The organism is Acetivibrio sp. (genome assembly GCF_035371925.1).
Classification (GTDB): Bacteria; Bacillota; Clostridia; order Acetivibrionales; family Acetivibrionaceae; genus Hungateiclostridium.
This window is the reverse complement of sequence record NZ_DAORXT010000086.1, coordinates 1-12,283: the sequence shown is the minus strand read 5'-3', so window position 1 is coordinate 12,283 and position 12,283 is coordinate 1. Positions and strand designations below refer to the sequence as shown.

Below are 12,283 nucleotides of genomic sequence, written 5' to 3'. Positions count from 1 at the left end.
GACAATAGGTTTAAGAAATTTTATTTAGAACCGATACTTTTTGTGGGATAATCATCAAATAAAAAAACCATCCGTGACGGAGACCTTGACGACCCTAAACACGGGGCATCGGGAGGAGCCTATTCCGACTGGATTGAGCTCTATAATGCTTCGGATGAACCTGTAGATCTGACAGGCTACAGCATTTCGGATGACGGTGCAACATGGGTCTTCCCTCAAGGAATCATTCCTCCAAAAGGTTATCTTCTAATCTGGGCTTCAGACAAGGATAAAGTAACAAGTGACGGTCAGCTCCATACAAACTTCAAACTAAGCTCTGACGGAGAAAAAATAGTATTGAAATCACCCTCCGACGACATTATCGATTCCATGTCATATGGAAAATTGGATGATGATGAATCCTACGGCAGAAATCCGGACGGTGGAAGCGAATTTTCAATCTTTTCTGAAGCCACCCCCAACGCAAGCAACAACAATTCCCAGTCAAACGTTCTTGAGCCTGTTTTTTCACACCAAGCCGGTTTTTACACCGAAGAATTTGAATTGGAACTCTCTGTCAGCCAAAAAGACACCAAAATATATTATACTCTTGACGGTTCCGATCCAAACCCCGGAGATTCCCGCACTTTTGAATATTCCGGAAAAATAAAAGTAAAAAGCAGAGCCGGCGAACCCAATGTATTATCCATGATTAACACCGGAGATTATTATTGGAATCCTCCTTTGGGAGAAGTATTCAAGGGTACTGTAATAAAAGCTGTTGCTGTAAGGTCGGACGGTAAAACCAGCCGGATTGTGACCCACTCCTATTTTGTAGATTCCGATATGATGACAAGATACAGCCTTCCTGTCATATCAATTGTAACGGATGAGGCAAACTTTTTCGACAAGCAAACCGGAATTTACGTAAACAGCAATAAAACCGGTTCTGATTGGGAAAGACCTGCTCATATAGAATTTTTCGAAAATGACGGAACTCTCGGTTTTTCGCATTATTGCGGTGTAAGGCTTCATGGAGGAGGCTCAAAGGGATTTGGTCAAAAAAGCCTTCGGTTGTACGCAGACAGAGGCTACGATTATAAAGAAAAAATAAGCTATAATATATTCCCTGGGCTAAAAAGCAAAGTTACCGGCAAGAGTATAACCGATTTTAAACGCCTTATTTTGCGAAATTCCGGTAACGACTGGTCAAACAGCATGTTTAGAGACGGACTGATGCACAATCTTGTGTCTCATTTAAATCTCGACACCCAAGCATACAGGCCATCTGTAGTATTTATTAACGGAGAATACTGGGGAATACACAACATCCGTGAACGGTACGACAACATATATTTTGCATCCCATTACAATCTGGACAAGGACAAAGTGGCATTACTTGAAGTTACTTACTTGGGTGATGTTGTCGCAAACGAAGGAACAGATGAGGACGTAAAAGCATATAACAACGAAATTGTCAACTTCCTTAAGTCGAACGATATTACCCAAAAAGAAAATTATGAATACATAAAGACCAAAATGGATGTGGACAATTTTATTGATTACTATGTTGCAAACATTTACTTTGCCAATAGCGACTGGCCGCAAAACAACGTTTCTATGTGGAAATACAAGACCGTGGACGGTCAATACCACCCGGAGGCACCTTACGGACAAGACGGAAGATGGAGATGGATAATAAAAGATACGGATTTCGGTTTTGCCGGACCGTTTATGGGCACCAACGGCATTAGACATGATACATTGGCTCATGCCTCGGAAAACGCCCAAAACGAGTGGGCAGTGTTCCTCTTTAAAAAATTGCTGGAGAATTCGGAATTTAGGAATGCGTTTATCAATAGAATGGCCGATTACCTCAATACCTGCCTCAAACCCTCATTAGTTGTCGATACAATAGATGAAATGAGCAGTGCCATAGCATCCTCCATACCTGAGCACAACGCCCGCTGGCAAGCCCTTTCAGATTGGAACAGCGAGGTAGAGCTAATGAAAACTTTTGCAAATAAACGTCCGAGATATGTAACCCAGCATATAATCAGCAAATTCAGAAGATTTGGCGTTACAGATACTTATTCGGTTAAACTTGAAGCAGATACTTCAGAAGGCTTTATACGGATTAACTCCATTGACCTTAAATCCACAACCCGCGGAGTGGACAATCCACAAGAGTGGACAGGTCAGTATTTCAAAGGTGTTCCTCTTACAATCAAGGCTGTCCCTGAAGATGGATACGTCTTTGACCGTTGGGAAGGAATAGATGAAACATCGGATACCTTGGTATTAACGCCAACAAAAGATATAAGCTTAAAGGCAATATTTAAAAAAGCCGAAAGTACAGACTGTAAAATTTCAGGTTATGTAAAACCGGATTTATCCTCAAAAGCTCCTGATATTAATTCAAACTTCAAAGTGGAGGTTTTAGGCCTCAATGCATCGACATTTACCGATGAAAACGGATATTTCGAATTATCCGTTCCCGAAAGCGATACGGGATATGTGTTTAGAATAAGCAAAACCAATTATCTTTACAGGGAAGTAAAGATTGATGCCGTTACAAACGATATGGCTTTATCTAAAAAAGAGTCGCCATTGATTTTGTGGGCCGGAGATATTGAGGTGGACGGCAGGTCGGACGGCGTTATAAATATGAAAGACATTATGCAAATAGCAACGGTATTCAACACCACTTCGGCAAGTCCGGAATACAAAGCGGATATCGACTTTAACAAAGACAGCGCAATTAACATGGAAGAAGTTATGATTATTGTAAAGCATTTTAACGCCACAGCCAATTCGTACAAATAGCTATGTTAAAAAAGGAAGGGGAGTGTTGCACGCCCCTTCTTTTTTGGTTTATTCCAATTCAAACGCACCGGTGTACAGCTGATAATACTGTCCTTTTTGTGCTATCAGCTCTTCATGATTGCCCCGTTCAATGATACGTCCGTGATCCAACACGATAATAACATCAGCGTTTTTAACGGTGGACAGGCGGTGGGCAATTACAAATACTGTTCTTCCCTCCATCAAAGCATCCATACCTCTCTGAACAATGGCTTCGGTTCTTGTATCAATGGAGGATGTCGCTTCATCCAAAATCATAACCGGAGGGTTGGCAACTGCCACCCTGGCAATGGAAATCAACTGTCTCTGTCCCTGGGACAGATTTGCCCCGTTTTCGGTAAGCATTGTCTGATATCCGTCAGGCAAACGGCGGATAAAGCCATCGGCTCCCGCAAGTTTTGCAGCTTCTATACATTCTTCATCGGTGGCATCCAGTTTACCGTAACGGATGTTATCCATTACAGTGCCGGTAAAGAGGTTGGTGTCCTGAAGTACTACACCAATAGCACGGCGAAGGTCCGACTTTTTGATTTTGTTTATATTGATACCGTCATAACGGATTTTACCGTCGGCAATATCATAAAAACGATTAAGCAGGTTTGTAATTGTAGTCTTTCCTGCACCGGTTGCTCCCACAAACGCCACTTTTTGTCCCGGCTTTGCATAGAGGCTAATATCATGTAAAACCGGTTTTCCCTCTTCATATTCGAAATCCACCTCATGCAATCTCACATCACCGGTTAATTTGGTATATGTTACGGAACCGTCACTGCTGTGGGGATGCTTCCAAGCCCAAATTCCCGTTCTCTCCTCACATTCAATCAACTGACCGTTTTCCTCGCGGGCATTTACCAAGGTAACATATCCATTGTCGTGTTCAGGCTCTTCATCAACCAACTCATAAATTCGCTGTGCACCGGCAAGTCCCATAACAACGGCATTTATCTGCTGGGACACCTGGTTTATATTACCCACGAACTGCTTTGTCATGTTAAGGAATGGAACAACAATACTAATTCCCATGGCAAGCCCGGAAATACTTACATTTGGTGCATTGGTAACCAATAAAACGCCGCCGGCAATGGCAACAAAAACATATAGTACATTACCGATATTATTTAAAATCGGAGCCAAAATATTGGCATAACGATTGGCTTTTCTCGCATCATCAAATAAAGCTTCGTTGATTATGTCAAAATCCGCCTTACTTTCCTCTTCATGGCAGAATACCTTGATTACTTTTTGTCCGTTCATCATTTCTTCTACAAAGCCTTCCATCCGTCCAAGAGCCTTCTGCTGTCTTATGAAGTATTTGGCGGAGCCTCCACCCACTCTTTTTGTGACAAAGAACATTACGATTACACCCAGCAATACTACAATCGTAAGCCACAAACAAAAGTAGAGCATGATAGAAAACACGGTGAAAACTGTAATACCGGACAACAGAAGCTGCGGAAAGCTCTGGGAAATCATTTGCCTCAAAGTATCAATATCGTTGGTATAAACGCTCATGATGTCACCATGATTGTGAGTATCCACATATTTAATCGGGAGAGTCTGCATCTTGGCAAACATTTTCACACGGAATTTTTTCAAAGTCCCTTGAGTGATAATTGCCATCAGCTGATTATATGCAATACCGCTAAGGAGTGACAGCACATAAAGGGTTACCAATATACCCACAAAGGACAATATTTTTCCCCCAACCAAATTCCAGTTCCCGTCTCTCCAGCTATCCTCCACAATAGCAATCACGTTTTGCATAAATATTGCCGGAATGGAGCTGATAGTTGCATTGAACAATATGCATACAACAGCAACCGGAAACATCACCGGATAAAACTCAAGTATATTTTTGAACAAACGAGCGATAATAGATTTTTTACTCTTCTTATTTGATTTCACTTTGCACACCTGCCTTGTTCTGGGAGAAATATATTTCCCTGTAAATTGTATTCTCAGCCAGCAATTGCTCGTGGGTTCCGATTCCGTTCACGGTTCCCCCGTCCAATACTATAATTCTGTCCGCATCTTCAACCGAAGCCGTTCTCTGGGCAATAATTATCTTGGTTGTCTTCGGCATATACTCCTTAAGAGCCTTGCGAATTTTGGCATCGGTCTTGGTATCCACCGCACTGGTGGAATCGTCTAAAATCAATACTTTAGGCTTTTTAAGCAATGCCCTTGCAATACAAAGTCTTTGCCTCTGTCCGCCGGACACATTGGTTCCGCCCTGTTCAATATAGGTGTCATATCCTTTTGGAAATTGACTTATGAATTCATGAGCACAAGCAAGTTTGCATGCCTCTATCAACTCTTCATCCGTAGCATCTTTATTTCCCCAACGAAGATTTTCCTTGATGGTTCCGGAGAATAAAACATTCTTCTGAAGCACAACGGCAACTTCATTACGCAGGGTTTCCAAATCGTAGTTTCTTACATCCACTCCCCCTACTTTCACAACCCCTTCGGTTGCATCGTAGAGGCGGGGAATCAACTGAACAAGGGATGTCTTTGAAGAGCCGGTACCACCAATAATTCCAATGGTTTCTCCCGATTTTATTTGCAAGTTTATATTGGCCAGCGCCATTCTCTCTGCCTTTTCGGAATATTTGAAACTTACATTTTCAAAAGAAATGGAGCCGTCACTTACTGTGTAAATGGGATTCTCCGGATTTGTTAATGTACTCTTCTCATTAATTACTTCAACGATACGCTTCGCAGATTCACTAGCCATGGTAATCATAACAAACACCATGGAAAGCATCATAAGACTGCTTAAAATCATAAAGTTGTATGTCAATATTGCGGAAAACTGCCCGATATCAAAATCCAATCCCCGGCTGGTAATAATGGTATAGGAACCAAAGGACAAAACGAAAATCATAACTACATACATGCAAAACTGCATTAAGGGCCCGTTAAAAGCCAAAATACGCTCCGCCCTTGTAAAGTCTGCGCATACATCTTCTGCTGCTGCCTCAAATTTCTTTTCCTCATAATCTTCACGAACAAAGGATTTTACGACGCGCATACCTTTGATATTTTCCTGAATGGAGCTGTTTAGTGCGTCATATTTTTTGAATACTTTTCTAAAGAGAGGCAATGCTTTGTAAATTATAATGATAAGTCCGGTTGCCAGAATCGGTACAACAACCAGGAAAATCCAAGCCATGCGTCCCCCCATTACGAAAGCCATGACAAATGCAAAAACCAGCATCAAAGGAGCACGAACCGCTATTCGAATGAGCATCATATACGCATGCTGCACATTGGTAACGTCGGTGGTCATACGGGTAATCAGCGACGAGGTCATAAACTTATCGATATTTTCAAAAGAATAATTTTGAATGCTATAAAACATATCCTTTCTCAAATTCTTTGCAAACCCGCAAGACGCAGTGGCGGCAGTTGAGCCTGCAATCGCACCGAACATTAACGACAAAAAAGCCATGACAATTAAGACAATACCGTAATTAATGATTGTCTTCAAATCACATCCATCTTTAATTTTGTTAACCAAGGTAGCAGTAATAAACGGAATTATACACTCAATTACTACCTCCAAGCTTATCAGTATTGGAGTAATTATTGACACTTTTTTGTATTCGCGAATACTTCGTGCCAAATCTTTAATCATATTACATCTATCCCTCCATTAAAAAATGAGTATTGTTCATCAATTGAATCTGCATGACAAACACTACTCGTTTTTTTGCATTTATAGCAATTATTTAATAAGTTTTTCCAAGCAATTCTTTTTTCTGTCGAATTATACTTTTAAATCTTTTGCCGACTTCTCCAATTGGTGACTAAATATATATCGTTACTATTATGACCCATATATAAAGACAGTCAAACATGATTAGAATATATTATCAAACTCAATTCGTATTGTCAAATGGCAATTATACAAAAATAAACCCCCGATATGTTAACCTATGACACACATCAAGGGTATAAAGTCGAATTTGATATGTCAATTTTCCTTTTATAATAATTTGCGCTTTCAAAATGTACTTCTCAAGTTTAATGTCCAAAGCTTTTTATTTTCCATCCTGTCTGTGGAGTTTCGTAAACCATGAGGCAATCCCAATGCTGCTTCCCGCTTCCTATTATTTCGTCTTTTTTGTATTGAAGTTCCACCGTCACCCTAAAAATTTTACTGTTTTCATCGGGCTCGTCAATAAGTTCAACCTCCAATAGCTTTGCAGATTTAAAATTATCGAAGGTTGATTTGCCGTAAATACCGCTACCCGTCAAAGGCAATGGCAAGCCTTCATTAAACAATTCACTGTTTTCCATGTTTGATGTCAAATAACTAAATAAGTATTCTTTTGAGACACAATGCTTTGCCGCTTCAGCATTTTTCTTGTTCAAAGCCTTGAAATATTCTTCAATAACTTGCTCCGGTGTAAATTTGCTAAGGCTTGCTTCAGCCTCGTCAGGCCGTACCTTGCTAATTAGCCATTCATTAAATGTTTTCCCTGTCACCTTTTCAAAGCTGTTTCCTTTAAGGCTGCAGGCGTCAAAAGTACTGTGTCTTCCTGCGCTTATAAATGCGCCGATTATCTTGCCCCTGCTCTTTACGACAATACCCCTGCAATTCTGTATCGGATAAAACTCCTCCGGCATACTTTCATGAATCCTGTATATTTCAACATCAATGTTCGGATCGTTTGAATACTCGCTCATGTCAAGGCCAATATCCTTTGAAAGCTCATTGTTGTAAGCAAAATAATATGCATTTGGATTAAAACCGGACAATGTCCTTATGTCGTTGAGCTTGTTTTCCATTGCGTTAATCTGATAGTCAAGGGTCCATCCATATTTTTGGAACAGTTCCACAGCATCGGCGTTATCTATATAAATGTTAATGTTTCTATTCTCCAAAAATGAATCAATATAACGGGCAAAATCCGTACTTGCTTCAAAAAGCCCTCCGTCTTTTGCAATATAGGCTTTGTTGTACAGTGTATCGTAGTAAAGGTCACAGCTGTACTCGCCTGTGTCATCAGACAGTTTTAGGGCATAACGGTTAGTATAATTATTTTCCAAATCGGATTCCTTTACAGGCGTTTGACTGTTTTTAATCGTTGAGTCGATAATCGCAAATATTTTCGAATTGTCTGTCACAAACTTTCCTGCCGACTTAAAACCCATATTGTCGGAGAAAAATTCAATTTGTACGTTTGAACTACCCGAAGGAGTTTTTTCCAGGCTATCTTCATTTTTTGCAGGTGGAGTATATTCTTCCGGCTTAGGGTTTGTAGCCAGTGCGACTCCTACTGCAATTACAATTATCACCGATGTGACAATTATCCAAAGGGGAAATTTCTTGTAGCTTAACACATTTTTAATCCTTCCCTTCACATTTCCCTCGCCGAAAGCCAGGGCACTGCCATTTAAGATGTGCCTTTCGGTTGCAAGAGACAATAATGAATTGGCATAGGGCTTTTTAATATTTTCCCCCATTTCTTTCAATACTTTTTCGTCACAGGATAATTCCATGTCCGTACTCATTAGCACAAACGCAATCCACACCAAGGGATTGAACCAATGCACGGCTAAGATTAAAAAAGCCAATATTTTTATTATGTGGTCTTTTCTATTGATATGGGTTTTTTCATGTATCAAAATATAGCTTCTTTCGGTGTCGTTAAGTCCGACAGGCAAATATATTTTGGGTTTTATTACTCCTATCACAAAAGGTGTTTTCAAATTCTTTGCTTCATAGATATTGTCATTTATTAGCTGCGCATTTTTAAGCTGTCTTTTTACCTTTAAAAACGATGCCAAATTGTAGACTAGCAATGCCATTATTCCCAAAAGCCATATGTATGTGCCTATATCCAAATAATTTTCCATTAGATTTATGCTTTTTTTAACATCGGAAACGATATGGGACTTATCCGAAGGCTGCTCGTTTACAGAAGTCCGTTCGTTTACAAATGAATCTGATGCTAAATCCGGCGCATTTTGCCTGATGTCAATCTGAGGACTTTTGTAATAGATTACTTCATTACGAACTGGCATTATATTCGTTCTCGACGGTAATATACTAAACACACTTTCAACGGAAAACGGAACTACGAGCCGAAAAGCGACCACAGCCCATAAGGCATAGGATATAACCTTCGGGGCTTTTTTAAGTAATAGTCTCACAAGCATCACACAAAGGATTACGTAGCTTGCCGTAAGGCTCATCATTAAAACGGCGAGAAACAATTCACTCATTGTTACTCCTCCTTGTGCTCGTCAATCAGCCTTTTCAGCTCTTCAGCCTGTTGTTTGCTAATCTTTTTACCGCTGACAAAGGCTGTCAGAAACTTCGGCAAGGAGCCTCCGAAGATATCTTCAACAAAATGCACACTTTGCTTGGCGTAATATTCATCCTTTGTAATAAGAGATGTAACCACAGCATCTTTGTTTTGAAAAATGCCCTTTTCGCATAGCTTTTTGAGTACTGTGTATGTTGTGGACTTCTTCCAATTCATTTCTTTTTCACACAGCTTCACAAGCTCCCCGGAACCAATGGGCTCGTTCTGCCAAATTAATTCCGCAAACTTTTTTTCACTTTCTGCAAGTTTATATTCCTTCATGCCAATCCTCCTTGGTCTATTTAATATAGACTTTATATTATTAGTCTATATTAAATAGACCAAAGTGTCAAGAACATAAGAAACAGAAATTTTAATGATTTTTTATACATTTTACTTTATAAGCTGTTTTATAGCTTCCGACAATCGTTTTATTCCCTCTTCTATCTTTTCTTCGGTAGAGTTTGTGTAATTTAATCTCATTGTATTTGTTCCTTTTTTATTAATATAGAACGGGTCACCGGGAACAAAGGCAACATTCTTCTTTGATGCTATTTCAAATAATTCCAATGAGGAAAATCCTTCAGGCAAAGTTGCCCATAAAAACATTCCACCTTCCGGCTTGGTGCTTTTAACATCTTTGGGAAAATATTTTTCAATCATTGAAACCATGCAATTTCTCTGCTCCATGTACAATTCCGTAATCTTTTTGATATGGCTGTCAATATCGTTGTCAACCAAATACTGATAGACAACCCTTTGAGAAAAATAATTTGTGTGTAAATCCGAAGCTTGCTTTGCAATTATCAGTTTCTCCATTATTTCACGTTTTGCGCATATCCATCCAAGGCGCATTCCCGGTGCTATGATTTTTGAAAATGAACCCAAGAGAATGACATTATCGCCCAGATAAGTCTTCATTGACGGCACATCTTCCCCCATAAATCTTAGCTCTCCATATGGGTCATCTTCAACAAAAATCGTACCGGTATTTTTCAATACGTTGGCTACGCTCTCTCTATTTTGAGCTGTGTATGTAATTCCCGAGGGATTTTGAAAATTAGGAACAGCATAGAACAGCTTGGGATTATACTTCTTTAAAACTTCTTCTAGCAAATTTATGTCAATTCCATCATCGCGCAACGGAACAGTATGAATTTTAGGTTCAAAAATTGAAAGGGCTTGAATGGCACCCAAATACCCAGGCTCCTCCAAAATAATATCGTCATTTTTATTTAAAAGGACCTTTCCGATCAAATCAAGTCCTTGTTGAGAACCGTTAGTGATTAATATTTCATCTGGGTCAATAATTATGCCTTTTTTCTTCAAATATCTTTCGGCAATATATTGTCTAAGGGGCAAATATCCCTCTGTAGTGCTATATTGAAGTACGCTGCTGCCATCATCATTTAAAACCTTTTGGGTGGCTTTCTCGACTGCTTCAACCGGAAATGAGGCTGGATTGGGAAGGCCGCCTGCAAAGGATATTACTTCCGGATTGACAGTTACTTTAAGAATCTCTCTGATAAAAGATTTGTGAAGGTTATCAATTTTATTAAAGTTAATACATAATGTTAAAAACTTTAATAAAAATTGTTTGTTAGTCAATATAACTTTAATTTAATTAAACTACATTTACTCTAACTGGATGTAACCCAACATCCTCTATTCCCTCTGCAAATGCTTTGGGAAATACTTTTTTCATTATTTGCAAACTACCGTTTAAATCAGCATTTATTAACCTACCTTCATTGCTTTTAAACAACCCCCTGTGAATTCTTCTTGCTTTATTATATATATCCCCCTTTCCATCCCTAAATTCTCCGCAGAAGGGGAATATCCTCCTGCGAACTTTCGACAAATTTTATATTCAATTACTTGATTTTATAGAAATTTTTATGCAAATCTACTTGACAACCTCCTAGTAGTTATGCTATAATATAACTAGAAAGGAGGTGATGAGGGTGATTGAAAAAATTAAGGACTTGGTTCAAATCCTAGTGTTAGTCCTCACAGCCGCCAAACTGATACAGGAACTAACCAAGAAGGAAAAACCAAAGTCCAAGGAAGAGGGGAGGAAATAACTCCCCTCCCTAAAAATATTATATCACATTCACCCGACTATATGAATAAAAATTTAACTACTATCATTCTAATAGCACTTGTATTGCTCCAAATATTAGACGGTGACTTTGTTAATCCTTCAGTACTAGATTACATCAAATTCGTTTTGCTTGCTGTTGCTTTAATACTAAATATTGTTATAGAAAGAAAGAAGGTGTAATATGTACAACTTCAACAGTAAAGAAGAACTTATTGCTTTCATTGCTGACAACATAATAACATCTAAGGAAGCAGCTGAGATCCTCGGCTGCTCCAGGCAAAATATTGATGACTTAGTAAAACGTAAAAAATTAATACCAGTCAGAGTAATACCACGTGACCGTCTTTTCTTCAAAGAAGACGTTCTCGCTAGAAAGCTATGAGTTTTTCGCTCATAGCTTTCGCCAATAAAAAAGAGCCCAAAGGCTCAATTAATTACACTTCATCATAACGTAATCCCTAAATTTTCGTTTTATTGCAGCACTTGAAATTATTTTAAGCGATGTTTCTTCTGTTGAAAATTCTTTTTCAGGTAATTCAGTCTTCAAAGCAAACTCTATAAATTTAATCTTTTTATCCTTTTCATCCTTCATGCTTATCTCCCCCTCTTCTAAAAATAATTCATTTTTCATTTTTCTTGCATTAACTCCATTATAACACAAACAAATAATACAAACAAATAAAAAAAATACCTCCAATCTGGAGGTAAGTTAGGGGAGTATTAATTTGTTGACAGCCTTTCACACTATCATTATAACACTTTTGAAACGGACATTGGCGGACATCTTTTATTTATTTTGTGTTTTGCTAATAGTTCAAATTTAATTCTTTGTTGTTTGACATTATTCATCCTATCTGCAAATTGAACATTCATCATTACTACACCTCACTTCAAAAGTTATTTACCAAATGTTATCACAATATAACTTAAGTGTAAACTGGTTTTTACTTTTATATTTTTAATTTTAAATTGCAAGTTTAATTGCCTTACAAAATCTTACAGAACCCTGTTTTAA

Annotated in this window: 8 protein-coding genes and 1 pseudogene; 2 read left to right on the top strand and 7 right to left on the bottom strand. The window is 38.6% G+C overall.

The genetic code is table 11. The features are described 5' to 3' along the window. Positions 1-69: 69 nt before the first annotated feature. A complete protein-coding gene (locus PLH43_RS10890) occupies positions 70-2,805 on the top strand; it encodes a CotH kinase family protein (protein WP_324362997.1) in 2,736 nt (911 codons plus the stop codon). A 48-nt stretch (positions 2,806-2,853) separates the two neighbouring features. Here PLH43_RS10890 and PLH43_RS10885 read toward each other — a convergent pair whose 3' ends face one another. The 6 genes and pseudogenes from PLH43_RS10885 to PLH43_RS10860 form a co-directional block, all read right to left on the bottom strand. Next, positions 2,854-4,749 carry an ABC transporter ATP-binding protein gene (locus PLH43_RS10885; RefSeq protein WP_324362994.1) on the bottom strand — a complete coding sequence of 632 codons (1,896 nt, stop codon included), beginning with the start codon at positions 4,747-4,749 and terminating at the stop codon, positions 2,854-2,856. After that, entirely contained in the window at positions 4,736-6,484 is a 1,749-nt protein-coding gene (locus PLH43_RS10880) for an ABC transporter ATP-binding protein (protein WP_324362993.1), read from the bottom strand. The genes PLH43_RS10885 and PLH43_RS10880 overlap by 14 nt, the downstream gene beginning before the upstream one ends. Before the next feature lie 389 nt (positions 6,485-6,873). After that, entirely contained in the window at positions 6,874-9,081 is a 2,208-nt protein-coding gene (locus PLH43_RS10875) for a M56 family metallopeptidase (RefSeq protein ID WP_324362991.1), read from the bottom strand. Positions 9,082-9,083: 2 nt separating this feature from the next. After that, the gene (locus PLH43_RS10870) at positions 9,084-9,446 is read right to left on the bottom strand and encodes a BlaI/MecI/CopY family transcriptional regulator (protein WP_324362989.1); all 363 of its coding nucleotides are present in this window, start codon (positions 9,444-9,446) and stop codon (positions 9,084-9,086) included. A gap of 111 nt (positions 9,447-9,557) precedes the next feature. Then, positions 9,558-10,772, bottom strand: a complete 1,215-nt coding sequence (locus PLH43_RS10865; protein WP_349255149.1) for a PLP-dependent aminotransferase family protein — start codon at positions 10,770-10,772, stop codon at positions 9,558-9,560. 16 nt (positions 10,773-10,788) lie between these two features. Beyond that, a pseudogene (locus tag PLH43_RS10860) lies at positions 10,789-10,959 on the bottom strand (RNA-guided endonuclease TnpB family protein); the annotation flags it as partial. A gap of 490 nt (positions 10,960-11,449) precedes the next feature. Here PLH43_RS10860 and PLH43_RS10855 point away from each other — a divergent pair. Continuing rightward, on the top strand, positions 11,450-11,650 hold the full coding sequence (locus PLH43_RS10855; protein ID WP_324362987.1) for a helix-turn-helix domain-containing protein: 201 nt from the start codon (positions 11,450-11,452) through the stop codon (positions 11,648-11,650). Positions 11,651-11,698: 48 nt separating this feature from the next. Here PLH43_RS10855 and PLH43_RS10850 read toward each other — a convergent pair whose 3' ends face one another. Continuing rightward, positions 11,699-11,860, bottom strand: coding sequence for a hypothetical protein (locus PLH43_RS10850; RefSeq protein ID WP_324362986.1), 162 nt, complete (start codon positions 11,858-11,860; stop codon positions 11,699-11,701). Positions 11,861-12,283: the final 423 nt, after the last annotated feature.